This window comes from Myxococcus sp. AM009 (genome assembly GCF_013372605.1).
Taxonomy (GTDB): domain Bacteria; phylum Myxococcota; class Myxococcia; order Myxococcales; family Myxococcaceae; genus Myxococcus; species Myxococcus vastator.
The window spans coordinates 21,593-47,918 of record NZ_JABXEP010000015.1 but is presented as its reverse complement, the minus strand read 5'-3'; the positions used below and the strand labels follow the sequence as shown (position 1 = coordinate 47,918).

The following is a 26,326-nucleotide window of genomic DNA, read 5'->3' as shown; positions in this document are numbered from 1 at the left end:
CATCCGGGCTCCCGGACTGGCGCTGGGGCCCCCACGAATCGGTTGACTCTCCGCCCCAGGCAGCCTGAGGTGCCCGCATGCTCCGCCGAGTCTGGCTCCCGTCCCTCCTCATCGTGCTCGCCGTCGCGGGCTGCTCCCGTTGTGGCAAGGACGCGGACCCCGCCGCCCCGGCCGCGACGGCGGGGGTGGCCCGCTACCTGCCACGCGACGCGCAGGCCGCCGTGGTCATCAATGACCTGGGGGCGCTGGGTGAGAAGCTCGCCCGCTTCCAGAAGCTGAAGGCCGCCTCGTTCGCCGCGCAGCTCCAGAACTTCTCCACCGCGGAGGGCTACGTCTCCGCGGTGATGCGCCAGATTGGCGTGGACCTGCGCAGCCGGCAGGCGCTCGAGACGGCCGGCATCGCGCCGGAGCTCGGCGCGGGCGCGGCGTTCCTCGGCGGCAACCGCGCCATCTCCGTGGTGGGCGTCAAGGACGCGGGCAAGCTCGAGGAGACGTTCGGCAACTTCGCGCGCAGCCGCCTGGGTGCGTCCGACAAGCAGCAGGCCTCCGTGGACGGCGGTGACCTGGTCACCTTCAGCCGTCCGGGCAGCGCCGCGCCCGCGCTGGGCATCTTCTTCGTGAAGGGGACGCGCTTCGCGCTGCTCGGCGCGGGGCCCACCGCCGCCACGCTGGGGACGCTGGCCACGCAGCCGGAGGAGCGCTCGCTCGCGAAGGAGCCGGTGATGGCGGCGTCGCTGCAACGGCTCCCGGCCCAGCGCGACTTCCACGTCTGGCTCCCGGGCGGCGCCGGACTCGTGCCGCCGGGCACCGTCCAGGGCGTCACGCTCACGGGCCGCATCGACGACCGCGCGGTGACGCTGAGCGCGGACGCGCCGTGGCCGGACACCGAGGCGTCGCTGGCGGCGCTGGACGCGGTGGCGCCCGCCGCGAGCGACCTGCTGGCCCCGCTGCCCGCCGACAGCTTCCTGGTGGCCCGGTTCCGCGGGGACGCGTCGCACCTCGACGGCGTGTGGCCCTATCTGGCCGGCGGCTATCTCACCCGCGCGGTGCAGAACAGCGGCCTCAACGTGAAGACCGAGCTGCTCGACAACCTCAAGCCGGGCGCGGTGCTGGGCCTGTCGCTGTCGCCCACGGTGAACCTGGGCGCGGGCATGCCGGCGTTGGATTTGCGCCGCACCAACCCCTTCCGCTTCGTCCACCTGGTGGCGCTCGCGGACGCCGAGGACGCTCCGAAGATGCAGTCCACGCTGGAGCAGCTGCCGCGCATCGCGGAGAACTTCGGCGCGAAGGTGGAGGCGTCGGACTTGAGCGGCCAGCGCGTGTACCTCACGACCTACCGCGCGGGCGAAGGCGCGCACTTCGCGCTCGCGCCTGGCGGGCGGCTGGTGGTGGCCTCGCCCAAGGCGCGGCTGGAGTCCACGCTGGCCTCGCTCGCGAAGCCCTCGGGTGACGGGCCGGTGGCCGCGGACCTGAAGGACGCGGGCCTGGACGCGGCCTTCAGCGCCGTGCTGGATTTGCGGCGCCTGTCGGACGCGGTGAAGAACCTGCCGTCGGAGGCCTGGGGCATTGGCGGCTTCGCCATCAAGGCCACCACCGTGCGCTGGCTGGAGGCCGTGGACGACCTGCGCGCCGTGACGCTGGCCGTGTCCCGCAAGGACAAGGCGCTCCAGGCGGAGCTGTCCCTGCGCCTGGCGCCCTCCGCCGCCACCTCCAGCCCGTCGGCCGCGCCGTGATTCAAGCCCGGGACGTCGTGAAGACGTACGTGGATGGCGACGGCACCCAGGTGCGCGTGCTCGACGGCATGTCGCTGGACGTGGCGGAGGGGGAATTCGTCGCGGTGGTGGGCTCGTCCGGCAGCGGGAAGTCCACGCTGCTGCACCTGCTGGGCGGGCTGGACGTCGACTACCGCGGCGACCTCCGCGTGGGCGGCGTGACGCTGCGCGGCCTGAGCGACAAGGCCCTGGCGCACTTCCGCAACACGCACGTGGGCTTCGTCTTCCAGTCCTTCCACCTCATCCCCAACCTCTCCGCGGTGGAGAACGTGTTGTTGCCGTCGCACTTCGGCGCGGTGCCCCCGGATGCCCGCGCGCGCGCGGAGGCGCTGCTGGAGCGCGTGGGCCTGGGCACGAAGAAGGACCGCGCGCCGGTGCGCCTGTCCGGCGGCGAGCGGCAGCGCGTGGCCATTGCCCGCGCCCTGTTCGGCAAGCCCCGCCTGCTGCTGTGTGACGAGCCCACGGGCAACCTGGACGCGGCCACCGGCACGGGCGTCATCGCCTTGTTCCAGGAGCTGCACCGCGAAGGGCTCACCGTGTTGTGCGTCACCCATGAGGAGCGGATGAGCGCTGTGGCTGGACGGGTGCTGCGGCTCAAGGACGGGCAGCTCGTGGAGGAGCGCGCGGGACTTCAGGTGGCCACGGGAGGTTCGCCATGAGGCTGGACGCGCTGGCCCGGCTGGTCCGGCTGAGCCTCGCCCGCGAGCGCAAGGGGGCCTTCTTCTCCGCCTTCGGCGTGGCCATGGGCGTGGGCGCGCTGGTGTTCTTCGTGGGCCTGGGCCTGGGCGTTGGCGCCGTCATCCGGGAGAAGATCTTCCCCACGGACGCGCGGCTGGTGGACGTGGTGCCCCCGGCGGTGTCGCTGGGCTCGTTGCTGGGCGGTGGCAAGCTGGACGCGCCCACGGTGGAGCGCCTGCGCGAGCTGCCCGGTGTGGAGGCCGCCTACCGGAAGATGAACGTGCGCGTGCCCGCGGTGACGCGCTACGACGGCGTCTTCTTCGGCACCCGGCTGCGCATGGGCATGGAGGTGCTGGCCCTGGGCGTGGAGCCGGCGCTGGTGCAGGGCGACGTGCAGCTGGGCGAGTTCAAGGACGCGGGGGAGGGGCAGCCGATTCCGGCGCTCGTGTCCACGCGGCTGTTGGAGCTGTACAACAAGACGTTCGCCCCGGCGCGCAAGCTGCCGCAGCTCTCCGCCAACATGCTGGTGGGCTTCGGCTTCCCGGTGGAGTTCAACCGCTCCTACGTGGCCGCGGCGTCCGCGTCGGGGCCCACGCAGCCCGGGCAGGCGCAGGTGGTGGGGGCGTCCGACCGGGCGCTGCTGGCCGGCATCACCATTCCGCTGGAGGCGGCCGTCCGCCTCAACCGTGCGTTCGGCGTGGACGCGGAGAACTACTCCGGCGTCACGCTGGTCGCCACGGACCCGTCTCACGTGCCCGTCATCGTGGACGCGGTGAAGGGCATGGGGCTGGAAATCGACGACCAGGAGCGCCGGATGGCGGAGAACTCGGGCGCGGCGGTGGCGCTCACCACGTCCGCGCTGGCGCTGCTGTCCCTGCTCATCTGCGTCCTCGCGGCGGTGAACATCGCCCACGCGTTGTCCGCCTCCGTCCGGGCGCGCGCCAGGGAGATTGGCGTCATGCAGGCGGTGGGTGCCTCACGCGCGGACATCCGCGCCATCGTCCTGGCCGAGGCCGCCGTGGTGGGGCTCGCGGGCGGCGCCGCGGGAACCACCGCCGCGCTGCTGCTCTCCCTGGGCGTCAACCGCCTGGCGGCGGGCTACCTGCCCAACTTCCCCTTCAAGCCCGACAGCTTCTTCTCCTTCCCCTGGCCGGTGGTGGTCGGCGGTGTCGCCCTGGGGCTCGTCGCCGCGCTCGCGGGCGCGTACTTCCCCAGCCGCCGCGCTGCCGCCACCGACCCCGCACGCACGCTCGCCGGATGACACTTCCTTCTCGCAAGACGCTGCTTGGCAACACGCTGAGCTTGATGGCCATCGCCTGGATTTACGGAGGCGACCTCTCCGACGCCGTGCGCGCCCGCACCGCGGACGTGTCCGCCTTCATGACGGTGCCCTCCCTGGAGCGGCCCGCCGTGGTGCTGGCGGTGGCCGCGGTGGCCGCGCTCGCGTTCGTCGTGGGCCTGCTCCAGCGCAAGGCCGAGGGCTTCAAGGGCTACCGGCTGCTGCCCATCGTCCTGGTGGGCGCGCTCTTCGTGGACCTCGTGCTGTCGGAGAGCCGCACGCCCCTGACGTCCACGGACATCGCGTCCATGGCGCTCCAGCGCTTCCACCAATCCGCGCAGGAGCGCACCTCCGCGCTGGAGGTGCCGGATGACCCGCGCCTCCTCCAGTCCCTGCTGGAGGAGCTGGGCCGGCCGCCGTACCTCGTGCGGGGGGAGCCACTTCCGGGGTACTCCCTCCAGGTCCGAAAGGACTGCGAGGGCCCCGTGCAGGACGCACCCGGTGTGCGCCCGGGGACGCTGCTCTACTGCGTGGCGCCAGAACGGCAGGGCGCCTGGGTGACGATGGTGGGCCTTCCCGCGGAGGAGCGCTTCGGCTCGCCGGCCGTCGTGTCCGTCGCGGGCGAGGCGCGCTTCCTGCTGGTGCGCCCCATTCCGCCGGATGAGGCGGAGCCAGGAACCGCATTCCGAGACAGCCTTGCCGCCCCACCGTCACCCGCCGGTGACACGGACGCGGGTCCTCCTCGGGCCGGGCCCTGATCCGCCGCCTGCCTGCCTGGTCAGTTTGGGCGGGGCTTTCACGAGGTTGACCCTTTGGAGCCCCGGTCGATAGGCTCGCCGAGAACGGACCCTCCCCCACGTGACGACCACTCAACCGAAGCGGCAGCCCATCCCGTTTGGGAAATATCTCCTTCTGGACCGCATCAACATTGGCGGCATGGCGGAGGTGTGGCGCGGGAAGCAGTTCGGCGCGAGCGGCTTCGAGCGGCTCGTCGCCATCAAGCGCATCCTCCCCAACATCGCGGAGGACGACGAGTTCATCTCGATGTTCATCGACGAGGCGAAGATCAGCGTCCAGCTGACCCACGCCAACGTCGCGTCCATCTACGAGCTGGGCAACATCGTCGGCAGCTACTTCATCTCGATGGAGTACATCCCCGGCAAGGACATGCGGGCCATCTTCGACCGGTGCCGGAAGAAGGGCGAGCCCGCTCCGGTGCCGCTGGTGGCCTACTGCGTGTCCAAGATGTGCGAAGGCCTGGACTACGCCCACCGGAAGAAGGACGGGATGGGGCGGGACATGAACATCGTCCACCGCGACATCTCGCCGCAGAACATCCTCATCTCCTATGAGGGTGAGGTCAAAGTCATCGACTTCGGCATCGCGAAGGCGGCTGGCAAGGCGACCAAGACGCAGGCCGGCATCCTCAAGGGCAAGTTCGGCTACATGAGCCCGGAGCAGATTCGCGGCCTGCCGTTGGACCGGCGCTCGGACGTGTTCGCCATTGGCGTGTGCCTCTACGAGATGCTGACCGGTGAGCGCCTCTTCGTGGGCGACAGCGACTTCAGCGTGTTGGAGAAGGTGCGCAAGGCGGAGGTGCCGTCACCCACCACGTACAACCGGCGCATCCCGGAGGTGCTGGAGCGAATCGTCCTCAAGGCGTTGGCCAAGGACGTGGACGAGCGCTACCAGTACGCCAGCGAGCTGGGTGATGACCTGCAGCGCTTCCTCATCACCAGCGACACCATCTTCAGCCGCAAGGACCTGGCGCAGTACATGAAGTCCACGTTCGCGGAGGACGTGGAGCGCGAGAAGCAGCGCCTGCTGGACTACGCGGACATCAAGCCGCCCGAAGGCATGCAGGCCGCGCTGGAAGCGGCGTCCTTCAACAGCCCCATCATGCCCGCCGCGCCGGCGCCGGCGCCCGTGCCGGTGGTGCAGCCGGTGGCGCCGCAGCCCCGGATGACGGGCTCCATGGCGGCGGTGTCGCCCGGGGGCGTGCGCCGCTCCCCCACGCTGGCCGCGCTGCCGAAGCTGACGGCCGCCACCGCCGCGCCCGCGGCCGACGATGACGGCGGTGGGGCGACGCAGCTCGTCTCCAGCGACCACGAGTTCGCGGACGCGCCGGAGCCCACGACGCAGCCGGGTGCCGCCGTCGGGCGCGCCATCACCCCGCTGGAGGTGCCTTCGTCGCCGGGCGATGAAGAGCCCGTCAGCGGCAGGACGGCGGTCATTCCGCCGCCCTCGCCCCTGTCGCCCCCCGTGGGCCCGCCGCGGCTGTCGCACGCGAACATCCCCGTGGTGCGGCCTTCCATGTCCGTGCCCACGCTGTCGCCTTCGGACGCGGGGCCCGCGCCCCGGGTGAGCCGGGGCGGTGGCCTGCCTCGGATGACGCGGGACGTGCCGGTGCTCGACGGCCCGCAGGCCGCGCCGCGCCCGCCGCCGCCCGTGGCCCCGCCCGCGCCGGTGGCCCCCGCGTACGACGATGAAGACGACGTGGACGCCCCGGAGCGGCCCACCGGCGCGATGCCGCCCGTGGGCGGCCGTGCGCCCATCCCGAGGAAGGTGCTGTTCGGCGGCATTGGCGCGGTCGCGGTGCTCGTGCTGGCGCTGATTGGCTGGGCGGTGTCGGGGCCCGGTGTGGGCTACGTGCTGGTGGACCTGCAGGGCGTGCCCTCGGAGGTGCGCGGCCGCCTGCAGGTGCGCCTGGACACGCAGCTGGTGCCCCTGGAGGGTGGCAGCGCGACGCTCCTGCGCGAGGTGCCCGCCGGCAAGGTCATGGTGGTGGTGAGCGCGGAGGGCTACAACACCTTCACGAAGACGGTGGAGGTCGCCGCGGGCAAGGACGTCACGCCCGTGCAGGCGGTGCTGGAGAGCCTGGTGCGCACCGCGGCGTTGGTGCTCACGACGGAGCCCGCAACGGCCGAGGTGAAGGTGGATGGCCGGGTGGTGCGCGAGCAGGGCAAGGTGGCGGCCTACATCAAGGATGTGCCCCTCAACGGCTCGGAGTGGGTGGTGGAGGTGAGCGCGCCTGGCCACAAGCCGGCGTCCAAGCGGGTGCCGGTGTCCGGCGGCGGTCCGGTGGAGGTGTCGCTCAAGCTGGAGCCGCTGGTGACGCGGGTGTCGGTGAAGGTGGAGTCCAAGCCGGCCGGCGCCACCATCTTCGTGGACGGCAAGGACATGGGCGCCACCACGCCCGCCGTCGTGCAGGTGCCCCCCAGCGCGCGGCAGCTCACCCTGAAGCTGAAGTGCCACAACGAGGCGGAGGTGGACGTCCCGGACGCGGCGCCAGGCAATGAGCCGGCCACGGCGAGCGTTTCCCTCAAGCGGCAGCCGCGCTGCCGTTAGCGCGACAGGAGGCGGGAGTTCGTGAGCAAGGTGCGCAAGGTGAGCAAGGCGGATCCGCTGGCGGATCTCCCTCGTTGGGCCCAGCAGTTGGCCCGGAAGTACTACACGAAGACGGTCAGCGCCTTCCTGCTGTACGGGGCCGTGAGGGATTTGCAGCCCCTGCAGATGGAGGATGGCGGCCGGGGCTTCGGCACGCTCAAGACGTTCCTCTCCGAGGAGCTCTTCGGCGGCCGGGACCACGTCATCTTCTATGACCGCTCTTCCGGCATCCGCTCCGCGACGCCGGAAACGCAGAAGGACCTGCAGCGGGCCATGGCGGGCTACGACGCCATGTACGGCACCGACTACGCCAAGGTCATGCCGCGCGATCCGGGCCGCGCGCTCCAGATACTGGAGAACTTCATGCGCATGCGCCTGAGCGAGGGCCGCTCGCTGGCGCTCATCATCGACTTCGCGGAGACGCTCGTCCCCGGCGGAGAGATGAGCCACCTCTCCAGCGAGGACCGCTTCGTGGTGGCCACGCTGGACAAGTGGGCGCATGACCCGCAGTTCCTCGCGGCCGACGTGTCCGTGGTGCTGCTGGCGGAGAACCTGGCGGACGTGTCGCCGCGCATCAGCCGCAACCCGTATGTGGCGCCCATCGAGCTGCCCCTGCCCACGGAGGAGGAGCGGCTGGAGTACGTGCGCTACAAGCTGGAGGGCAAGCGGCTCCAGTCCGTGTCGGACGTGCCGCTGGCGGGCCTGGCGAAGATGACGGCGGGCCTGTCCCGCATCAACCTGGACCGCGTGCTCACCGAGGCGCTCGAGCGCGAGGTGCGCATCTCCTCCGAGCTGCTCAAGGAGAAGAAGCGCGAAATCATCCAGGCGGAGTGCCACGGCCTGCTGGAGTTCATCGAGCCGGTGCACACGCTGGACGCGGTGGCGGGGCACGCCAAGGCCAAGCAGATGCTGCGGCATGCCGCCGGGGCCCTGAAGAAGGGGCGCCTGGAGGTCATGCCCATGGGCTACCTGCTGTCCGGGCCCGTGGGCACGGGCAAGACGTTCATGGTGAGCTGCTTCGCCGGGGAGATTGGAATCCCCGTGGTGAAGTTCCTCAACTTCCGCAGCCAGTGGCAGGGCGTCACCGAGGCGAACCTCGAGAAGATCTTCAACCTGCTCAAGGCCCTGTGGCCCGTGGCGGTGATGATTGACGAGGCGGACACGTTCCTCGGCAACCGCGACTCCGGCGGGGACTCCGGGACGAGCAGCCGCGTGTTCGGCTCCATCGCCTCGTTCATGGGCAACACATTCTACCGCGGGAAGATTGTCTGGTTCCTGATGACGGCGCGGCCGGACCTGCTGCCCATCGACCTCAAGCGGCAGGGGCGCGCGGAGGAGCACCTGGCGCTCTTCTACCCGCAGACGGACGCGGAGCGGGACGAGCTGTTCCAGGTCATGTCCAAGAAGACGGGCGTGTCCGTGGACGGCGTCGAGTCCTTCTCCACGCTGATTCCGGAGGGCGTGCGCGCCTTCAGCGGCGCGGACATTGAAGCCGTCATGGTGCGCGCGAAGTTCCGCGCGCTGGCGGAGGGCCGCGAGGGGGTGACGAAGGACGACCTGGCCGCGGTGCTCGCGGACTTCGTGCCCCCCAGCTACCCGCTGGAAATCGAGCTGCAGAACCTGGTGGCGGTGCAGGAGTGCACCAGCCGCGCGCTGCTGCCCGAGGCCTTCCGCCAACTGGACCGGGACTACATCACCCGGCGCGTGCGCGAGCTGAAGGCGCTGCTGGAGTCTCAGTAGCCCGTCGCCGCCTCACGCCCAGGCGCTTGTCCTGGGCGCGCGGCCCGCTGAGACTGGGGGCATGGCTGCTGGCTCCACTGCTCCGCGCTCCTGGTTCGCGTACTCGCTCGACCTGGCCCCGGTGATTGCGCGCGAGCGCCTCCCGGGGCTCCCGCCCATCCCCGACGTGCTGGAGGGCGAGCTGGCCGAGGCGCTCGACGTGGACGTCGTCTACGACGTGGCGTCGGCGGCCTGGGGCGGGAAGGTGGCTCGGCTGGTGGATGCGCCGGGCCGCAAGCTCCCCGGCATGCTCCGCCGCGTCCCCACGACCGCCTGGGACGCGCTGGTCCGCCTGGAGTCGGCGATGGCGGGCGCCACCGATGTCCGACAGGTGAAGGTGCGCACCTTCACCGGGGCCGTGCTCAGCGCCCACGTCTTCACGCCCGCGGCGCCCGCGGCGCCCGCCCAGGGGCTCGTGAGTGAGGCCTTCCTCGTCACCCTGGCGCTGTCAGCGGAGGAGGCCGGGCTGTCCCCGGAGCACGTGGAGCGGCTCCAGGCCGAGGCCCGGATTGTCCAGGCCCTCCAGCACGCGGGCCCCGAGGCCCTGAGCCCGTCAAAGGCCCCTGGAAAGAAGGGTTAGGCGGATATCCAGGTCCGAAACGACCCCTGGATACTTTTTCTTCGTGAGAAAACGGAGCCGTGACGCAACTTGGCGCGGCGAACGGCCGAGGATGAGAGGCGGGGCCCCACCTCGTGTTTCTCCTCGTCGGCCCCGAGGACATTCAGGATGACGCTGCGACCCACCTCGACGCGAGCCGTTCCCCCGCGCCCGGCATCGGCCGCTTCGCCCCTCAATGCCGTCACCACGCCGGGAGGAAGCTGGAGACGCTCGACGGCCCGCGAGGTGCCCATTGGCGAGCTCCAGGAGAAGTTCGGCTGGAAGGATGACAGCTGGCAGGTGGGGTTGATGAACGCGGCGGACGCCGCGAGCGGCGTCAAGTCGCGCAATGGCAACGGGGCGGTGTCCGCTGCGGAGCTGGAGCGCTACCTGTCCGCGCCCGAGGACGGGCAGTACCTGACGTCCACCGCGCTTCAGCAGAAGCGCTCCGCGCTGGACGCGAAGCTCGCGCAGGGGAATGGCACCGCGGTGGACGTGGACGCCTTCGAGCGCGGCTGGCAGGCCACGGTGGCCCGGCGCGCGGACCTGCTGGGTGGCAACGAAGACGGCCAGCTCAGCGCGGAGGAGCTGGACGCGTTCATCCAGGCGTCGAAGGCGGGCAAGCACGCGGACACCCGCTGGGTGCCGGACCAGCAGATGGCCGCGCTCCAGAGCCGCGTGGCGGAAGCGGCCGGAGAGCTGGACCCGCTGCGCCCGGCCGGAGCGCTGGGCTCGGAGGGCTTGAGCCTGGTGAAGGAGTACTCGCGCCTGGCGCTGGACCAGGGGGCCAACGTCCCCACCTTCGTGAGCTACATGCTGTCCGCGTCGGACATCCAGGAGACGCCCGCGACGGTGTCCCGGCTGGAGAGCACCTTCGTCCGCGACCCCGAGCTGGGCCGCACCGGCGTCACCGACTCCGACTACACGCGGACGGGCTTCGACCGGGGCCACATGAAGCCGGCGGAGGACTCGCCCACGCAGGAGGCGATGGACGAGAGCCACCTGATGACCAACATCGCCCCCCAGCACGGCAACCACAACCAGCAGGTGTGGCGCACGCTGGAGCAGGGCGTCTCAGGTCTGGTGAATTCGCTGGGCGGCAAGGCGCACATCTTCACCGGCAACCTGTACCTGGATGACCAGGGGCAGCCGGTGCCTCCGGAGCAGCGGGAGACGACGGGGGCGGGGGAGCGCCGCCTCGCCGTGCCCACGCACAACTTCAAGACGGTCCTCCACGAGCTGCCGAACGGCGGCCTCACGATGTACGCGTACCTGGTGCCCAACGCGAAGGACGGGCCGTCGAAGAAGGAGGACATCCTTCCGCTGCTCGACGCGCACCGCGTGCCCGTGGACCGCATCGAGGAGCTGCTGGGGCAGGACCTCTACGCCAACCTGCCCCAGCGGGTTCAGGACAGGCTGGAGAAGGGCACGCCGGGCGAGGGCGTCTTCCAGCGCGACAGCCTGTACTTCGCGGCCAGCCTGTTCCGCTTCGCGCCCGGCAACTGACGCGGGGCCTGGGCTTCGCTTCAGGGCGAAGCACGGGCTCACGCCACGGGGCGCGGTACGCCCAGGTGCGGGTCGTCCACGTGCTCCACGACGGCCACGCGGTCTCCGACGGAGAGCGCGTCGTGCAGCACGCGCACGGCCTCGTTCGAGTGGCGGATGCAGCCGTGCGAGACGTCGGTGCCCAGGAGTGCCGGGGCGTTCGTTCCGTGCAGCTCTTCACCGGAGTGCTGGCCATCCGCCCAGGAGAGGTCGAGCATGCGCACGCCGAAGACGTGGCGGTCGTTCCACAGCCGCGAGCCGGCCGCTTCGGTGGCCAGTTGATCCAACTTCGTGCGGACCACCTTGAGCCCGGCGCGGGTCGGGGAGGCCGCGGCGCCCGTGGCGTTGGGGAAGATGTCCACGAGCTGCCCACGGGTGTCGAAGAGGAAGGTCCGGTGCTCCTGGAGAGCCACCACCACGCGGACCTGCTGGCCGTCGAAGAAGGCGGAAGGCAGCCCCCGCGCCTGTCCGCGCGTCCCAGGCGCTGGCGCCAGCGCATCCAGCGCGCGCAGCGTGGCGGCATCCAGCGCGCCCGTGGGGCGGACGGCGGGGAAGGTGCGCGAGGCATGGACCTGGAAGTTCCGCAGCGCTCGGGCGGTGTGCGGACCGTGGCGTCCGTCCGAGCCACCGTGCAGGGCGAAGCCCAGGTCGAGCAGGGCAGCCTGTACGGCGCGGAGGCCCTCGCCCTGGCTGCCGGGGCCAAGGACGTGGGCCCCTGACGCGACGTCCGCCAGTTGGGGCAGTCCAGTGAAGCGCGCGTTGGCAGGGGGCGCTGGGGTGCGCGCGAGCCGGTCCACGCCCTCCGGGGGCAGGGGTGTCCCGGCCGGTGGACGCGCATCCAGCGCGCGCTGGACGCGTGGGGACTTCCCAAGGGACGCCGGAGGCGGCGCGTCCGAGACGTCAGGTGGAAGGACGGGAAGGCGAGTGCTCGTCGGAGAGATGGATGAGGTCATCCTCCGCGTCTGTGCAAATCACTCGCCCGAAGCCAGCCCGTGGGGACTCCGTGCGCGTCGTCCCGCCGCGCGGGAGGCTACGGCGCGCTGAGGAGCAGGACCTTCCCCGTGGGGAGGGTGCGGTGGTCCTTGATCTTGTTCCACCGCATGATGTCGTCCACGCTGACGCCGTAGCGCTGGGCGACGGACCAGAGCGTCTCGCCCTCCGCCAGCGCGTGGACCTTGCCGGCCTTGCCCGCGGGCCTGGCGACGCTCACCGAGTGCTTCGCCAGCACCGTGCCGCCGCGCTCCTGCACGCTGGCGGTGGCCGTGGTGCCCTCCGGCCAGACGAACAGCGTGGAGCCCACCTGGAGCGTCGGGTTGCGCCGCTTGAGGTTGTTCCACTGCTTCAGCGAGTCCACCGACACGTTGAACTTGTTCGCAATCACCCAGAGGCTGTCGCCGGACATCACGCCGTACGTCACGCGCGTGCGCCCGTTGATGGTCTCCTTCTTCACGGGCCCCGCGGCCACCGGGCCCTTGGGCGTGCCCGCCGGGACCTCGTCCTCGGGCCGCACCACCACGCCGCTGCGGCGGGCCTGCGCCACCTTCGTCGCCAGCGCGCCGCCCGAGCGCTTGCCGGCGGGAATCGGAATCACCAGCTCCCCGCCCACGCGCAACCTGTGGGCCGACTTCAACTGGTTCATCTGGAGGATGGCCTCGGACGCCGTGCCGTGCTTCTCCGCGATGTGGGACAGGGTGTCGCCGCGCTTCACCTTGTGGATGCGGAAGGTGAGCCGCTCCGCGGGGCTGATGCGCTTGTAGTTGTCCGCGAACTGCGTCCCCGCCCCCTTGGGGAGCCGGAGCGTGTAGGGCTTCTTGGCCGTCGCCGGCGGGGTGCACCAGCGCTTCAGCTCCGGGTTGAGGTCCTGCACCGCCTTGACGGACACGCCGGCCGCGCGGGCGACGACGTCCAGGTCCGCCGCGTCGGTGAGCTGCACCTCGTCGAAGTCGAGCACGGGCTCGGGGTCGAACTCGTTCTCGTTGAAGCCGAACGCCGCCGGGTGCTTGGCCACCAGCGCCGCGGCAATCAGCTTGGGCACGTAGTGCTTCGTCTCCTTCGCCAGCCCGCGCTCTTCGGACAGGAGCCAGAAGTCCGTCGTCCCGTGCCGCGCCACCATCCGCCGGACGCGCCCGGAGCCGGTGTTGTAGCCGGCCCACGCCAGGTACCAATGTCCCAGCTCCCGCTTGAGGTCCTTCAGGTACGACGCCGCGGCGTGGGTGGCCTTGATGGGGTCCCTCCGCTCGTCCACCCAGAAGTCCTGCTTCAGCCCGTACTGCTTGCCGGTGCTGGAGATGAACTGCCACGGCCCCGCCGCGTGCGCCCACGAATAGGCATGCGCGGAGAAGCCGCTCTCAATCATCGCCAGGTACACCGTGTCCTTTGGCAGGCCGTACTGCTCCAGGATGGGGTGCATCACCGGCACGTACCGGGCCGCGCGCGACATCCACTTGCGGAACCAGCGCCGCCCAGGGCCCTGGAAGAACTGGACGTACTGGGCCACCAGCGGCTGCATCTCCACCGGGATGTCGTAGCGGTCCTGAATCTGCCGCACGTCGAAGGTGGCCAGGTCCGTGATGAGCGGAATCTCCGGCAGCGCTTCGTCCTCGCGGAAGGTGTGCTCGTCAAGCGCGTCCAGCATGCGCATCCGCAGCGGGTTGGCGAGCCCGAGCCGCCGCAGCGACTGCATCACCTCGGCGGTGGAACGCGACGCCGGGTCCAGCGCGGCGCCCTCCAGGGCGCGCAGCTCCTCCAACTCGGCGGACTCGGATTCGACGGCGTCGCGCGTGGCCTCGCCTTGCTCGGAGGCGTCCTCGGCGACCATCGGCGTGCCGGGCTCCAGCGGCTCCACCGCGGGCGCATCGGCCTCATCGGTCGAGGCCTCCGCGGCGCCGGAGTCAGCGCCTGGCGCCACCTCGGCGGGTGACTGCGCCGCGGGGGCCTGCGCGCCATCGGATGCCACCCCCTGTGCCTTGGCGGGAACGGGCCCCACGGGCGGTGGGGTGGGCCCCGAGGAAGGGGCCGAGGCCAGGGCGAGCAGAAGCAGAGGTAGAGGCAGCATACAGTCGCGGGAACGGGCGCCCGGAGGCGGGCGAAAGCGGGGAGTATTCGCCCTTTTCCTTGACAGTCAAACAAGGAGTCGCGGTGTGCGCCCCTTGTCTGGACGCCTGGCAGGCGCAACCGACCAGGCGAGGCCCTGGATTCCTGGATGACTAAGGCTTCCCGTGCCCCGGCCCCACGATGCGCGGCAGGTACGTCGCGAAATCGAAGTGAGGCGAGTTCTCCGGGTTATGACAGGTGACGCACACGCTCTCGCCTGGCGAGGCGATGATGTTGTCCGTGCCAGGCGCATTCGCGTGCTCCGAGCCCGGGCCGTGGCAGCTCTCGCAGCCCACGTCTTCGCGGCCCGCCACCTTGTCCAGCCGACACACGCCGCCGGGCTGCTCCCAGCCGGTGACGTGACACCCCACGCAGTTGAGGTGGAACTGCTTGCCCACCTGTTCCAGCGTCTCCCAGGCGTGGTGGTGCTTGGACTGCTCCCAGATGGGGAAGGCGTCCTGGTGGCAGGTGCGGCAAGGCGCGTTGCCCACGAAGCCCGCGCGGCCCGGCGCCGGAGGCGGGCAGTCCTGTCCATGCGCCTTCGCCCAGGCGAGGTTCATCTTCCCCACGTCCGCGTCGTAGGCGGACACCAGCGCCACCGCCTCCGCGTCGGAGGGGAGGCTGGACTCCAGCGGCACGAAGCGCAGCGTGAAGGCGTTGACGCCGTCGGGGCTGACGGGCGGCGCGTTCAGCAGGGCCTGCCGGCGCGCCACCAGCTCGTCGCGCTTGCCCTGCTTGAGCGCCTTGAGCTTCGGGTCCGTGCCGGGGAGGTTGATGTCCTTGTCCAGCAGCGCCGTGCGTTGCTCCAGGGCGGCGGCCTCGCGCTCCAGGTCATCCTGACCCTTCTGCAACGAGAAGGGGCCTGCCTGGGGCGCATAGGCCAGGTCCACGCGCAGCAGCGAGCGTCCCTTGCTCTGCAGCGCCACCACCGGCACCGCGGACCGCACCAGCCGGTTCTGCTCTCCGCTGAACTCGGTGGCGGTGCGGGTGGCCACCACCACGTCGGCCTGCAATCCCGGCTGCTCCACCGCCTGCTGGGCCACGTCCAGCGTGACGTCCAGCAGGCCCACCACGAAGTCCGCGCCCCGCGCGCGGGCCTGGGCGCTGGCCTGGGCGAGCTGCGCGGCCGTGGTCGCCGCCACCACGCCCACCTTCCGTTCGCCCGTGGGCAGCAGCTTCACCGCGCCCGGCGCCAGCTCCGGCAGCCCCAGGCCCTTGCGGAAGTCCACGCCTCGCGTGTCGTCCAGCGGGCCGGTGGCGCGCACCGCCAGGCCCATGTGCCGCATGGCGTCCGCGAGCGCCTTCGCCTTGCGCTCCTCCTGGGGCACCTGTCCCGGCTTGAGCCGCGGCTCGCCGAAGAGGCTGTTGCCGCCATCCACATAGAGGACGGGCAGCGAACCCTCGCGCGCCGCCCGCACCTGCGCGGCGGCGCGGGCGATGCCGCCTCGCATGTTCTCGCTGCAGCCGCACGGGCCCAGGTAGCCGCGCGTGTCGGCGGAGAGGAAGAGGATGGCGCCCCGGCCCTGGCCGGCGGCCGCGGCGGCGGCGGCGGTGGCCGATGAAGCGTCTGCTTCCGCGGGCTTGGGAGGCGGGTCCTTGCGTGCACAGCCAGCGAGCGACGCGGCCAGCAGGGCCGCGGCGAGGAAGGCACGCATGGGATTCACCAGAGGATGCTCTGCACCAGCTCGTCGATCTTCTCGCCCATGGCTTCCAGTCCGTTCACCTTGGACAGGGAGCCGTCGGCACCCACCTGCTCGGCCAGCTTGGACAGCTCGTCGTCCGGGAGGCTGGAGAAGAGGACGATGGGGATGTCCTGCGTGCCGTATTCGTTCTTCAGCGTGCGGCAGATGTCCGTGCCCTTGGCCTCGGGCATGTGGATGTCGGTGAGGATGAGGTCCGGGCGCCAGGTCTGCAGCGTCTTCTCGAACTCCATGAGCGTGGAGGTGGCGATGACCTCGTAGCCGCGCGCCTCGAGCACGGCCTTCTCCATCGCGAGCGTAATCTCGCTGTCGTCAATCAGGAGGATTCTTCGCTTCTCGGACACGGCGACCTTCCTTCACGCCGTTTCTATCCTACCCCCACGCGCCGCACCAACGCTTTCCCGTGCGCTCCCGGGGTCGGCGTTTCCCTGATTTCGGATGTCCATCGCCGCACGCTCGGCCGCCGGGCGCCCGGGGCCGACTTCTTTCCAGTGAGACACCCCAAAGGGGATATGGCAGTCAGCCATGATGCACCGTGACAGTTGGACCCTGAGAGCACTCGTCCTGGGACTGGGGCTGCTGTGGAGCCTTCCTGCCGCCGCGCTCAACGTGGGCCTCGGTCCGCCTCCACCCTCGGTGGACCGAAGGACGCCGCAGGCCGCCGTGCAGGGCTTCCTGGCCGCCGCGCACCGGGGGGACTACACCCTGGCGGCGCACTACCTGGACCTGGACTACATCCCCCGCGCCCAGCAGGCGGAGCGGGGCGTCCAACTGGCCCGCGCGCTCAAGTTCGTGCTGGACCGCAAGCTGCCCGTGAACGTGGGCTCGCTGAGCAAGGAACCGGAGGGCGACCCGGCCGACGCGCGCTACGACCAGCTGGGCACCATCCCGTTGCAGGGAAGCAACGTCCCCATCCGCGTCCAGCGCGTCCCCTCCGAAGGGGGGCTGGTCTGGGTCTTCAACGAATCCACGGTGCGGCAGGCGGACCCGCTCTTCGCGGAGCACGGCCCCCGGCTGGTCGGCTTCCTGCCGGCCTTCTTCTTCAAGGACACGGTGCTGGGGCTGGAGCCTTGGCAGTGGCTGGGGCTGCTGGTGACGGTGCTGGGCAGCCTGGGCCTGTCGGTGCTGCTGGAGCGCCTGGTCCTGGCCTTGGCTCGCCGGGTGGCGCGGTGGACCCGGTTCACCTGGGAGGACGACGTGGTCTCCTCCGGGAAGGGGCCGGTGAAGCTGCTCACCTTCTCCGCGCTGCTGGTGGTGGGCACACTGCTGTTGCGGCTGCCGCGGCCGGCGCAGGGCTTCTTCATGCGGGTCGCCTACTCGCTGAGCGTCGTAGCGCTGGCCTGGGCCGTCCTGCGCATCCTCCACGTCTCCGTCGCCTTCGTGCAGAGCCGCGTGTCGTCGGAGATGAAGGACGCGACCCGGGCGCGCAGCGTGAGCACGCAGCTGGTGGTGCTCCGCGCCATCTTCGAGGTGGCCACCTATGTCATCGCCGCGGCGCTGCTGCTCATCCAGTTCGAGGTGGTGCGCAACGTCGGTGTGTCGCTGCTGGCCTCCGCCGGTATCGCCGGTCTGGTGCTCGGCCTCGCGGCGCAGAAGTCCATTGGCACGCTGCTGGCCGGCATCCAGCTCTCCATCACCCAGCCCATCAGCATCGGCGACACGCTCATCACCGAGGGCGAATACGGCACGGTGGAGAAAATCACGCTCACCTATGTGGTGCTGCGGACGTGGGACCAGCGCCGGCTGGTCATCCCCATCGTCCAGTTCCTGGACAAGCCCTTCCAGAACTGGAGCAAGGGGAACCCGGAGATGCTGGGGCCCGTCATCCTCCAGGTGGACTACCAGACGGACATCGACGCGCTGCGCGCGGAGCTGCGCCGCATCCTGGAGAACGAGGGCAAATCCATGTGGGACGGCCGCGTGGCGTCGGTGGTCGTCATGGACGTGCTGGACCGGACCCTCACGGTGCGCGCGCTGGTCAGCGTGTCGGACTTCAGCACGCTCTTCGACCTGCGGGCCCTGGTGCGCGAGAAGCTGGTGGCCTTCCTGCGCGCCCACCCGCTGTGGCTGCCCGTCACCCGCACGGAGGCGCGCCCCTTCCCGCCGCCTGAGCTGGAGTCGACACAGCTGGCCGCGTCCCCGGATGCGCCGCCCAAGCCGCCTCGGGCGTAAAGGCGGGCTGCCTCCCAGGCGCAGTGAGGCCTTGCCTGGGGGCATGGGGTCTTGAATAGTCGGCGCGCCGCGCCGTCACAGCGCTGGAAATTCGCACCTACCGCCCGGGGGAGTCTTCGAGATGATGCGTCATGTCAGGTTGTGTGGGGCCCTTGCGATGCTGGCCGCCACCGTGCCGCTGACCGCCAGTGCCCAATCCGGAGGCCGCACGGACGGTCCAGAGGAGTCCGAGTACGGCAAGGGCGGCTACAGCGGCCCCGGCGGCCGGAGCGTGTCGCTCCAGCTCGACTGGGGCGCGGCCATCAACTCCCGCAAGCCGCCTCGGGGCGCGCCGGAAGGCCCGCCGCTGTTCGTGGGCGCCACGCTGTCGCTGTGGGGCGCGGACTGGTACCAGCTGGACGTGAGTGGTGCCTACGTGTTCGACGGGGGCCGCTTCGTCGGCATGGTGGGCCCGCGCTTCCGGACCTGGGGCTGGCCGCTGGTGTTCACCGCGGGCCTGAAGGCCGGCGCCATCGTCATCCCGGAGGGAGAGGGCCTGCGCTTCGGCATCTCGCCGCAGCTGGGGGCCGAAATCCTCCTGGGTGACCGGGAGAACATCCTCATGGCCCTCAACTACACCCCGGACATCCCCATTGGCGGCGGCGGCGTCACGCACCGCCTGGGCATGTCCGTGGGTTACAAGTTCTAGGAAGGAGGCTTCAAGATGATTGCCCAGCTGCTTGCCGCCACGCTGGCGCTGACCTCCAGCCAGGCGCCTGTCTCCGTCGCCGGCCGAGGAAGCCCGCAGGTGAACCTGCCGTTCCCGGCCGGGGACGTGCAGACCTACAACATCATCCAATGGGACCCCAACCAGCTCCCGCGCATCTACGAGCGCTCCGACCAGCTCCCGCTCACCGACGAGGAGCTGACGAAGCTGTCCCAGGCCGGCTTCGAGCCCGCCCAGCTCGTGAAGATGATTGAAGAGCGCCGCTGCGCCTGCGACGCCAGCGCGGACGGTCTCATCCGGCTCAAGAAGGCCGGCGTGGACAAGGACGTGCTGGCCGCGGTGTCCCGGCACGGCCTGGCGCCCAACCGCGGGCTGAACCTGCTGGTGACGCTGGACTTCACCGGGGAGAGCCGCACCGCGCGCGAGGCGTTCCTCTACTTCTTCGTGGACGACGGGGACCTCACCCGCGTCTTCACCGCCAACATCCCGGAGCTGCTGCGCCGCCGCAACAGCCACGAGACGACGGTGGACCGCAGCGACATCCTCGTCGCGCGCACCGTGCGGCGCGTCCAGCTGGCGGGCCAGGTGCCGCTGCGCACCTACGGCAAGCACCACGTGCTGGTGGTCGCCAGCGCCAGCCCCACGCTCACGCACCCGTCCCAGCTCACCGCGCAGGAGCTGTCGCGGGCGCAGCGCTACACCTTCGACTATCCCCGTGCGTCGCTGCAGAACGTCTGCCGCCTGACGGCCGGGTACCGCCGTGACGCGGTGCTCGCCTACAAGTGGAACTTCGAAGGCAGCCGCTTCGAATGCGAATGGAACTAGGAGTGACCCGCACCATGAACACCCGCCGCCTGCTTCTGTCCGCCTGTCTCGCCGCTTCGCTGTCCGCCTGCACGGGCCCGCGCGCCTTCACGCGTGGCACGTACGAGGACCCGAACACCATCGAGATGCTGTCGGACCGCTTCAACGAGAACGACCTGCAGCTCATCGCGAAGAAGATGGCGGAGTCGCTCGCCACCTCGGCGCGCTTCTCCCAGCCCCGGCCGGACGGCTCGCTGCCCATCGTCCTGGTGGGCAAGCTGAAGAACAGCACCTCCGAGCACATCGACATGCGCTCGCTGGGCGACAAGATCCAGACGGCGCTGGCGCAGACCGGCCGCTTCGCCCTGGTGGACCAGCAGGCGCGCCAGGACATCGCGGAGGAGTACGAGTACCAGCAGTCCGGCTACGTCGACCCGAACGCCGCCAAGGGCCCGGGTCAGCAGACGTCGGTGGACTTCCTGATGACGGGCGACCTCGCCTCCATCATCCAGGAGGTCGGCCGGGACAAGCTCGTCTATTACAAGATGACCGCGAAGCTCAGCAACGTGCGGACCGGCCTCATTGAATGGACGGACGAGAAGCAGATCCGCAAGAAGTTCGAGAAGCGCGGCGTGAGCTGGTAACGGGCGGCACCCTTCCATGGCCATCCACTCCCGCAGCCCAATCCGCCTGAGCGGGTGGGGCGCGCTCGCGCTCGCGAGCGTGCTCCTCCTGTCGTCGGGCTGCGCGGGTGACTATGTGGCGCGCACCCGGGGCGTGCGGTCCGCGTACCAACAGGGGGACTATTCGCGCGCGCTGTCCTCCCTGGAGGCCGCGACGAAGGAGGGCCCCGAGCAGGACCGCCTGCTGGTGCTGATGGACAAGGGCATGGTGCTGCACGCCGCCGGGCAGTGGGCGGAGAGCAACGCCGTGCTCGAGGAGGCGGAGCGGCTCAGCGAGCAGCTCGACAGTGTCTCCGTCAGCGAGGAGGCGAAGACGCTCGTCACCAACGAGCGTCAGCGCGCCTACCGCGGGGAGGACTTCGAGAAGCTGATGATTTCCGTCCTCCAGGCGCTCAACTACGTGGGGCTGGGCGACGACGAAGCCGCCATGGTGGAGGTCCGCCAGGTCAACGAGCGCCTGGAGAAGATGATTGCCGAGGAGAAGAAGCCCTATGAGCAGCTCGCCATCGCGCGCTACCTGGGCGGCGTCATCCGGGAGGACCAGCGGGACTGGGATTCGGCGTACATCGACTACGCGAAGGCCTATGAAATCGCGCCACGCAAGGACGCGCTGGCGGAGCCCCTGCTGCGGCTGGCGAAGAAGGCGGGCCGCGACGACGTGTACGCGCAGTTGCTGGCGAAGTACCCGGACGTCCCGCATGCGCCGCTGGCGCCGGACGAGGGGCAGCTCGTCGTCGTGGTGGAGGCGGGCCTGTCTCCAGAGAAGCATCGCAACGCCAGGGACCCGGGCGGCGGCGGCGCCCTGATTGAAGTCCCCGTCTACCGGAAGAGGGGACTCGCCCCGCCGGTGAGCGTGGCCTTGGAGGGCGAGTCGAAGCAGGCGGTGACGGTGACGTCCCTGTCGGACGTGGCCGTGGTCCACCTGGATGACCGGATTGGCCGCCTGCTGGCGAAGCAGCTCGCGGGCGTGGCGGTGAAGGCGGGCGTGGCGGCGGGCGTGGGCGCGCTGACGAAGAGCGATGAGCTGGGCGTGCTGACCTTCCTCGTCCTCAACGCGATGAATGCGCCAGACCTGCGTTCCTGGCTCTCCCTGCCCGCGGAGTTCCAGGTGGCGCGCTTCCGCGTGCCCGCCGGGAGCCACACCGTGCGTGTGATGGCTTGGGGACAGACGACCGAGCATCCCGTGGAGGTGAAGCCGGGCCGGGTGGGGTTGTTGGTGCTCCGGCGCTACTGATTTGGTTTTTTGATGTAGGGTGCGCGCCCCATGTCGCCGGTCCTGGCCACGGTGGCCCTGTATTCCCTCATCATCGTCCTCGGCGCGCTGGCTGGCGCGGTGGTCGTCGTCCTGAACGACCGGACCACCCATCTGGTGCGCTTCCTGGCTTTCGCCGCGGGAGTGATGCTGGGGGCCGCCTTCTTCCACATGCTGCCGGAGGCGTACTCGGGGGGCGGGTGGTGGGCCTTCGCGCTGGTGCCCGCGGGCTTCGCCTTCCTGCTGGTGCTGGAGCGCTACCTCGTGGCGCATGCGGGCGAGGACATCTCCCATGGAGACACCGTGGCGGGCACCGGGCAGGTGGTGCATCCGGGCCACGTGCTGGGGCTCACCGCCTTCCTCGGGCTGTCCACGCACACGCTGTTTGACGGCATTGCCCTGGGCTCGGCGGTGGAGGAGGGCGTGGGCGGCATGGCGATGCTGGCCATCGTCGCGCACAAGGTGCCCTCCGCGCTGTCGCTGGCCTCCATCCTCAAGACGGAGGGGCGCTCGCGGGTCTCCATCCTGTCGCTGTCCACGCTGTACGGGATGATGGTGCCGGCCGGCGCGCTGCTCTACTTCCTCTTCGACGCGATGCTGCAGTTCGAAAGCCTCGCGGCCAAGGCCCTGGCCTTCTCCGCCGGCACGTTCCTCTACATCGCCGTGTCGGACCTGCTGCCGCACGTGCATCGGCACGGCAAGGACCAGCCGGGGCGCAACGTGCTGGCGCTCTTCGTGGGCCTGCTGCTGATGTTCCTGCTCGCGCGCCTCATGGGACACCCAGGGCACCCCGAGCACTGAGCGCCCTTCATGGAAAAACGCACGGACTGGTACGAACACCCGCAGTACTACGAAGCCATCTTCGGCACGGACACCGTGCGCGAGGTGGACTTCCTCCAGACGCTCAGCGAGCGCTTCGGCACGGGCGGCAAGCTGTGGCTCGAGCCCGCCTGCGGCGCGGGACGGCTCGTGGAGGAGGCGTCGAGCCGGGGCCTGCGGGTGGTGGGCTATGACATCTCCGAGGCGATGCTGGCCCATGCGCGCAAGCGCCTGACGCCGGCGCAGCGGCGGCGCGTGAAGCTGGGGCCGTCACGCATGGAGTCCTTCGCCGACCCGTCGCTGGAGGGGCAGGTGGACCTGGCGCACTGCCTGGTGTCGACCTTCCGCTACCTGGACAGCGAGGCCGCGGCGCGCCAGCACCTGCTGGGGACGCGGCGGCTCTTGAAGCCGGGCGGCATCTACGTGCTCGGCTTCCACCTCACGGACTACGCGCGCGCCCGGCCTGAACACGAGCGCTGGGTGGGGCAGGTGGGCGAGGACCGCGTCGTCTGCAACACGAACGAGGGCCTGCCGGAGCAGCGCGCGCGGCGCTCGCCCATGCGCAACCGCCTGCGTGTCACCGGGCCGGACAAGGACTGGCTCATCGAAACCCAGTGGCACTTCCGCACGTACAGCAATGCCCAGGCGGCGAAGCTGTTCCGCGACGCGGGCATGCGGGTGCTGGCCGGGTACACCTTCGACTACGACATGGACGCACCTGTGGAGCGGGGGAGCCTCCGGTTGGACCGCGTCTTCGTCCTCCAGCCGGACCCCGGGTCTGCGTCCGCGCGGAAAGCGCCCAAGACGGCCGCGACGCCCCGAAAACCACGCAAGGTTTCACGATGAGGGCGTTTTAGGCGGGCGGAAGCGGGACTCACGGTGAACTTTGGGCCGCCTGCGTTCTGATGGGACGCCGGCGCGTCCTGCTGAAACGCAAATCGGGCCCCTCCGGGGTGGTTGCGTTCACCCATCCCCCTGGAATCACATGAATGTCGCATCTGGCACGGGACGCGCATGGTGTTTTGCCGTGGCGCTTCGGGAGACCGGGCTGCCCCGCAGTATCGGAGTTTCGGGAACGCGGAAGGAGGGGCCGCTCCTTCCGCGTTCTTCATCTCCGCTACACTCCGTCCCCCTGATGTGGTTCCTGTCGGAGGGCACTGGACGGAGGCGAGTGGATGCAAGACGAGATGGCGCAACTCCTCACGGATTTGCGGGGAGCCAGGGACTTCGAGGCCGCGGCTGCCGCAGCGCTCCGGCGGCTGCAGGCCGTCGCCCAGGAGGCCGTTGCGTCCAGTCGGTACGCAGCCCGGGGCCGGGTGTTGCGCGGCATCGTCCACCTCCGCCCGGGAGAGGCCTACCGCAGCCTGGCCGCGCTGGAGGTAGGGGCAGCGGAGATTACGGATGCCAGTGTGGGCACGCCCTTCTTCACGTCCGCCACGGCGTGGCGCGCGGTGGTGGAGCACCGGTGCGCGGTGTCCATCGACGTGAATGTCGGCACGGTGCAGCCCCATGCGCCCAACGCCCCCGTGACGGGGGACCCGAGCCTGGCGGGCTTCAACAGCAACGAGAGCCGGCAGCGCTTCCTGGGCCGTCACGCGACGCACGTCTGCGTGCTTCCGCTGCGCACGCCGGGCGGTGACATCGAGGGCATGATTTCGCTGGAGGCGGACTGCCTGGCGGCGATGGGACAAGACTTCGTCTGGCTGGACGCGGGAGACCGGCTCCAGCTGCTGGCCGACGTGGCGGCGCCGTACCTGGCCCGGCTGCCGCAGCGGCCCGTGGCCCGGCCGGAGGTGGATGAGTTCCTCCCGGTGGTGGGGCGCTCCATGGCGGAGCTGCTGCCCATCCTCCGCGTCTTCGCGCTTCAGGATGAGACCATCCTCATCAGCGGCGCCACCGGCGCGGGCAAGTCGCGGCTGGCGCGCTGGTGCCATGAGCGCTCCAACCGCCGCGGCAAGCCCTTCGAGACGCTGGACCTGGTGACGGTGCCCGAGGACCTCCAGATGGCGGAGCTCTTCGGCTGGAAGAAGGGCGCCTTCACCGGCGCGGTGCGAGATGCCCCCGGCAGCGTGGCCCGCGCGGAGGGCGGCACGCTGTTCATCGACGAAATCGACAAGCTGTCGCTCAAGGCCCAGGCGGGGCTGCTGCACCTGTTGGAGTCGCGCAGCTACCGGCCGCTGGGCGAGGGCACCGGTGAGCGGCAGGCGGACGTGCGCTTCATCATCGGCACCAACGCGGACCTGCACGCGGAGGTGCGCGCCGGCCGCTTCCGCGAGGACCTCTACTACCGCGTCAACGTGCTGCCGGTGCGCATGCCGGCCCTGCAGGAGCGCCAGGACGAAATCCCCCTGTGGGCGCAGTACATGGTGAACCGCCGGCACCGCGAGCGCTCGCCGGACGGCCACGCCCGGCTGATGAAGGAGGCGGAGCGGCTGCTGGTGGGGAGCCCCTGGCCGGGGAACCTGCGGCAGCTCGACAACATCGTCCGCCGCGCCTACACGCTGGCCATGGTGGAGCACGCGGGCGCCACGGGCGAGCTGGTGCTGCACGAGAAGCACGTCGCGCGGGCGCTCGACTACGAGCAGGCCCCTGGTGCCCGGCCGCTGCCGGAGGCGCTGCGCGCGGCCGCGCAGGCCTTCGTCGCGGAGGCGCGTCGCCGCAATGCCCCGTTGGATTTGGACCTGGCCGATGCCTTCCGCGGCATGGTGCTGGGGCTGGCCATCCGCCAGGTGGGGCGGGACGAGGGCTTCAAGCTGCTGGGCCGTGAGAGCCTGGTGAAGAACCGCAACCACCACAAGGCGCTCAAGCGCGAGCTGGAGAAGGTGGACTCGCTCTACAAGGCGCTGGGCGAGGAGAGCTCGCCCTTCTCCGACTTGCTGTCGGAGGTCGAAGGCGTCTGAGCCGCCGCGGCGCGCGGAACCTACCGGGCGTCGGCGTGGGGGCCCGCGGCGATGCCCGTGGCGCCCCGGGCCAGCTCGTCACACACGAGCGCGTGGAGCCGGAAGGCCATGCGCGCCTCCTGCACCACCTCGCGCGCCTCCTCTTCGTCCAGCGCCAGCCCGTCGAGGCGCGAGTGGAAGCGGACGCGGAAGGCCGCGAGCTCCGCTTCGGGCACCGTGCCGTAGAAGGTGGTGCCCTGGCCTTCCGCCAGCTCGAAGGCGTCCGTGATGCGCCGCGCCCGGCGGTGCCCGCTGAAGACGTCCAGCACGCAGCGCGCGTAGGCATGCGCCACCAGCAGGTGAGGGGCGTCCTCGGACACTTCCCGGATGCGCTCGGCGTGCAGCCGCGCCTCCACGCAGGCGAAGGTGTCCGTCCGGGACTCGCCGCAGAAGTACGTCAGGTCCGCTTCCAGCGCGGAGGCCAGCCGCAGCTCGGGCAGCAGCAGCGCAGTGGTGAGCGGGGTGCTCATGACGTGGGGCAGCGCCGCTTCGAACGCCGTGTAGAGCGTGTGGAGCTGCCGCAGGTGGCTCACGTAGTGCTGCGCCCGGACGTACTGGCCGTAGAGGCCGCCGTCCCACGCGTCGAAGAAGAGGGACTGGATGAACAGCGAGCGCTCCGCCTGCTCGGCCAGCTTCGCGGTGTCTTCCGCCAGCAGCTCGGACAGGGGCGCCGGGGCGGTGGCCCGGGGCAGCGGCGTGGGCGCCGGGTGCCGGGGCTCCACCAGCCGCTTCACGCGCGCGGACACCTCCGTCCGCGGCAGCCGCAACGTGCCGGTGGCGCTCACTGCTTCCACCCGCCGGCCCGCGCGCTCATCGCCAGGGGCTCGGCGTCCTCATTCGACAAGGCCTCCAGCGGCGTCCCCAGCTGCTGGAGCGCCTCCGCCAGCGTCACCCCGATGGCGCGGAGGACCTCCTCCTCCACGCGAATCGTCACCGGCCCCATGGCCAGGTGGATGTGCCCGCACGAGCACTGCGTCACTTCCGCGCATGGACCTCGCGCCAGCACCGTCTTGCCGCATCCCTGACCGGGCATCGTCGTCATCCTTGATTTTGATTTTGAGTATCGAAATCAAAATGATGATGCACCAAAGGCTTGCGGAGAGCAAGCCCCGGCCTCTCC

General features: G+C 70.6%; 22 protein-coding genes. 16 read left to right on the top strand and 6 right to left on the bottom strand.

Features of this window, described 5'->3' with window-relative positions; genetic code table 11:
- Window positions 1-77: 77 nt before the first annotated feature.
- The 8 genes from HV824_RS06205 to HV824_RS06170 all read left to right on the top strand — a co-directional run bounded on the left by HV824_RS06205 (window position 78) and on the right by HV824_RS06170 (window position 10,999).
- Window positions 78-1,733 carry a hypothetical protein gene (locus HV824_RS06205; protein ID WP_176422877.1) on the top strand — a complete coding sequence of 552 codons (1,656 nt, stop codon included), beginning with the start codon at window positions 78-80 and terminating at the stop codon, window positions 1,731-1,733.
- The gene (locus HV824_RS06200) at window positions 1,730-2,431 is read left to right on the top strand and encodes an ABC transporter ATP-binding protein (RefSeq protein WP_176422876.1); all 702 of its coding nucleotides are present in this window, start codon (window positions 1,730-1,732) and stop codon (window positions 2,429-2,431) included. The genes HV824_RS06205 and HV824_RS06200 overlap by 4 nt, the downstream gene beginning before the upstream one ends.
- Entirely contained in the window at window positions 2,428-3,711 is a 1,284-nt protein-coding gene (locus HV824_RS06195; protein WP_176422875.1) for an ABC transporter permease, read from the top strand. Before HV824_RS06200 ends, HV824_RS06195 begins: the two co-directional genes overlap by 4 nt.
- On the top strand, window positions 3,708-4,487 hold the full coding sequence (locus HV824_RS06190; protein WP_176418151.1) for a hypothetical protein: 780 nt from the start codon (window positions 3,708-3,710) through the stop codon (window positions 4,485-4,487). The genes HV824_RS06195 and HV824_RS06190 overlap by 4 nt, the downstream gene beginning before the upstream one ends.
- A 100-nt stretch (window positions 4,488-4,587) precedes the next feature.
- A complete protein-coding gene (locus HV824_RS06185) occupies window positions 4,588-7,077 on the top strand; it encodes a serine/threonine-protein kinase (RefSeq protein WP_176418150.1) in 2,490 nt (829 codons plus the stop codon).
- A 21-nt stretch (window positions 7,078-7,098) separates the two neighbouring features.
- Window positions 7,099-8,856 carry an AAA family ATPase gene (locus HV824_RS06180; protein WP_176418149.1) on the top strand — a complete coding sequence of 586 codons (1,758 nt, stop codon included), beginning with the start codon at window positions 7,099-7,101 and terminating at the stop codon, window positions 8,854-8,856.
- A gap of 61 nt (window positions 8,857-8,917) precedes the next feature.
- A complete protein-coding gene (locus tag HV824_RS06175) occupies window positions 8,918-9,475 on the top strand; it encodes a gamma-glutamylcyclotransferase (protein WP_176418148.1) in 558 nt (185 codons plus the stop codon).
- Between the two features lie 69 nt (window positions 9,476-9,544).
- Window positions 9,545-10,999, top strand: coding sequence for a DNA/RNA non-specific endonuclease (locus tag HV824_RS06170; protein WP_176418147.1), 1,455 nt, complete (start codon window positions 9,545-9,547; stop codon window positions 10,997-10,999).
- Window positions 11,000-11,037: 38 nt separating this feature from the next.
- Here the strand turns inward: HV824_RS06170 and HV824_RS06165 are convergent, their stop codons facing one another.
- From HV824_RS06165 to HV824_RS06150, 4 genes are all read right to left on the bottom strand, one after another.
- Complete coding sequence (locus HV824_RS06165) at window positions 11,038-11,991, bottom strand: L,D-transpeptidase family protein (protein ID WP_176422874.1); 954 nt, start codon at window positions 11,989-11,991, stop codon at window positions 11,038-11,040.
- 77 nt (window positions 11,992-12,068) lie between these two features.
- Window positions 12,069-14,093 carry a LysM peptidoglycan-binding domain-containing protein gene (locus HV824_RS06160; RefSeq protein ID WP_176418145.1) on the bottom strand — a complete coding sequence of 675 codons (2,025 nt, stop codon included), beginning with the start codon at window positions 14,091-14,093 and terminating at the stop codon, window positions 12,069-12,071.
- 151 nt (window positions 14,094-14,244) lie between these two features.
- Entirely contained in the window at window positions 14,245-15,786 is a 1,542-nt protein-coding gene (locus HV824_RS06155; protein WP_176422873.1) for a cytochrome c family protein, read from the bottom strand.
- 5 nt (window positions 15,787-15,791) lie between these two features.
- Window positions 15,792-16,175, bottom strand: coding sequence for a PleD family two-component system response regulator (locus tag HV824_RS06150; protein ID WP_002634498.1), 384 nt, complete (start codon window positions 16,173-16,175; stop codon window positions 15,792-15,794).
- Between the two features lie 181 nt (window positions 16,176-16,356).
- Between HV824_RS06150 and HV824_RS06145 the strand changes: the two genes are divergently transcribed.
- The 8 genes from HV824_RS06145 (at window position 16,357) to HV824_RS06110 (ending at window position 25,167) form a co-directional block, all read left to right on the top strand.
- Complete coding sequence (locus HV824_RS06145; RefSeq protein WP_176418143.1) at window positions 16,357-18,003, top strand: mechanosensitive ion channel family protein; 1,647 nt, start codon at window positions 16,357-16,359, stop codon at window positions 18,001-18,003.
- A gap of 121 nt (window positions 18,004-18,124) precedes the next feature.
- A complete protein-coding gene (locus HV824_RS06140) occupies window positions 18,125-18,691 on the top strand; it encodes a hypothetical protein (RefSeq protein ID WP_176418142.1) in 567 nt (188 codons plus the stop codon).
- 15 nt (window positions 18,692-18,706) lie between these two features.
- Window positions 18,707-19,534: a hypothetical protein gene (locus HV824_RS06135; RefSeq protein ID WP_176418141.1), complete on the top strand. Its 828-nt coding sequence runs from the start codon at window positions 18,707-18,709 to the stop codon at window positions 19,532-19,534.
- A 14-nt stretch (window positions 19,535-19,548) separates the two neighbouring features.
- Complete coding sequence (gene lpoB / locus HV824_RS06130; RefSeq protein ID WP_163780181.1) at window positions 19,549-20,157, top strand: penicillin-binding protein activator LpoB; 609 nt, start codon at window positions 19,549-19,551, stop codon at window positions 20,155-20,157.
- Window positions 20,158-20,173: 16 nt separating this feature from the next.
- Window positions 20,174-21,430 (top strand): COG3014 family protein, encoded by a 1,257-nt coding sequence (locus HV824_RS06125; protein WP_176422872.1) that lies wholly within the window; start codon window positions 20,174-20,176, stop codon window positions 21,428-21,430.
- A 30-nt stretch (window positions 21,431-21,460) separates the two neighbouring features.
- A complete protein-coding gene (locus HV824_RS06120; RefSeq protein WP_176418139.1) occupies window positions 21,461-22,249 on the top strand; it encodes a ZIP family metal transporter in 789 nt (262 codons plus the stop codon).
- Window positions 22,250-22,258: 9 nt separating this feature from the next.
- Window positions 22,259-23,113, top strand: a complete 855-nt coding sequence (locus HV824_RS06115; RefSeq protein WP_176422871.1) for a bifunctional 2-polyprenyl-6-hydroxyphenol methylase/3-demethylubiquinol 3-O-methyltransferase UbiG — start codon at window positions 22,259-22,261, stop codon at window positions 23,111-23,113.
- 329 nt (window positions 23,114-23,442) lie between these two features.
- Entirely contained in the window at window positions 23,443-25,167 is a 1,725-nt protein-coding gene (locus HV824_RS06110; RefSeq protein WP_176418137.1) for a sigma-54 dependent transcriptional regulator, read from the top strand.
- 20 nt (window positions 25,168-25,187) lie between these two features.
- Here HV824_RS06110 and HV824_RS06105 read toward each other — a convergent pair whose 3' ends face one another.
- Both HV824_RS06105 and HV824_RS06100 read right to left on the bottom strand, forming a co-directional pair.
- Entirely contained in the window at window positions 25,188-25,991 is an 804-nt protein-coding gene (locus tag HV824_RS06105; RefSeq protein ID WP_176422883.1) for a biliverdin-producing heme oxygenase, read from the bottom strand.
- Window positions 25,988-26,239, bottom strand: coding sequence for a hypothetical protein (locus tag HV824_RS06100; protein WP_176418136.1), 252 nt, complete (start codon window positions 26,237-26,239; stop codon window positions 25,988-25,990). Before HV824_RS06100 ends, HV824_RS06105 begins: the two co-directional genes overlap by 4 nt.
- Window positions 26,240-26,326: the final 87 nt, after the last annotated feature.

Excerpts from the sequence above, each read along its gene's own strand:
- HV824_RS06140 (WP_176418142.1), top strand. The coding sequence starts at position 18,125 with ATGATGCGTCATGTCAGGTTGTGTGGGGCCCTTGCGATGCTGGCCGCC.
- HV824_RS06145 (WP_176418143.1), top strand. The coding sequence starts at position 16,357 with ATGATGCACCGTGACAGTTGGACCCTGAGAGCACTCGTCCTGGGACTG.
- HV824_RS06100 (WP_176418136.1), bottom strand. The coding sequence starts at position 26,239 with ATGCCCGGTCAGGGATGCGGCAAGACGGTGCTGGCGCGAGGTCCATGC.
- HV824_RS06120 (WP_176418139.1), top strand. The coding sequence starts at position 21,461 with ATGTCGCCGGTCCTGGCCACGGTGGCCCTGTATTCCCTCATCATCGTC.
- HV824_RS06110 (WP_176418137.1), top strand. The coding sequence starts at position 23,443 with ATGCAAGACGAGATGGCGCAACTCCTCACGGATTTGCGGGGAGCCAGG.
- HV824_RS06190 (WP_176418151.1), top strand. The coding sequence starts at position 3,708 with ATGACACTTCCTTCTCGCAAGACGCTGCTTGGCAACACGCTGAGCTTG.
- HV824_RS06195 (WP_176422875.1), top strand. The coding sequence starts at position 2,428 with ATGAGGCTGGACGCGCTGGCCCGGCTGGTCCGGCTGAGCCTCGCCCGC.
- lpoB (WP_163780181.1), top strand. The coding sequence starts at position 19,549 with ATGAACACCCGCCGCCTGCTTCTGTCCGCCTGTCTCGCCGCTTCGCTG.
- HV824_RS06135 (WP_176418141.1), top strand. The coding sequence starts at position 18,707 with ATGATTGCCCAGCTGCTTGCCGCCACGCTGGCGCTGACCTCCAGCCAG.
- HV824_RS06125 (WP_176422872.1), top strand. The coding sequence starts at position 20,174 with ATGGCCATCCACTCCCGCAGCCCAATCCGCCTGAGCGGGTGGGGCGCG.
- HV824_RS06155 (WP_176422873.1), bottom strand. The coding sequence starts at position 15,786 with ATGCGTGCCTTCCTCGCCGCGGCCCTGCTGGCCGCGTCGCTCGCTGGC.
- HV824_RS06175 (WP_176418148.1), top strand. The coding sequence starts at position 8,918 with ATGGCTGCTGGCTCCACTGCTCCGCGCTCCTGGTTCGCGTACTCGCTC.
- HV824_RS06205 (WP_176422877.1), top strand. The coding sequence starts at position 78 with ATGCTCCGCCGAGTCTGGCTCCCGTCCCTCCTCATCGTGCTCGCCGTC.
- HV824_RS06160 (WP_176418145.1), bottom strand. The coding sequence starts at position 14,093 with ATGCTGCCTCTACCTCTGCTTCTGCTCGCCCTGGCCTCGGCCCCTTCC.
- HV824_RS06115 (WP_176422871.1), top strand. The coding sequence starts at position 22,259 with ATGGAAAAACGCACGGACTGGTACGAACACCCGCAGTACTACGAAGCC.
- HV824_RS06165 (WP_176422874.1), bottom strand. The coding sequence starts at position 11,991 with ATGACCTCATCCATCTCTCCGACGAGCACTCGCCTTCCCGTCCTTCCA.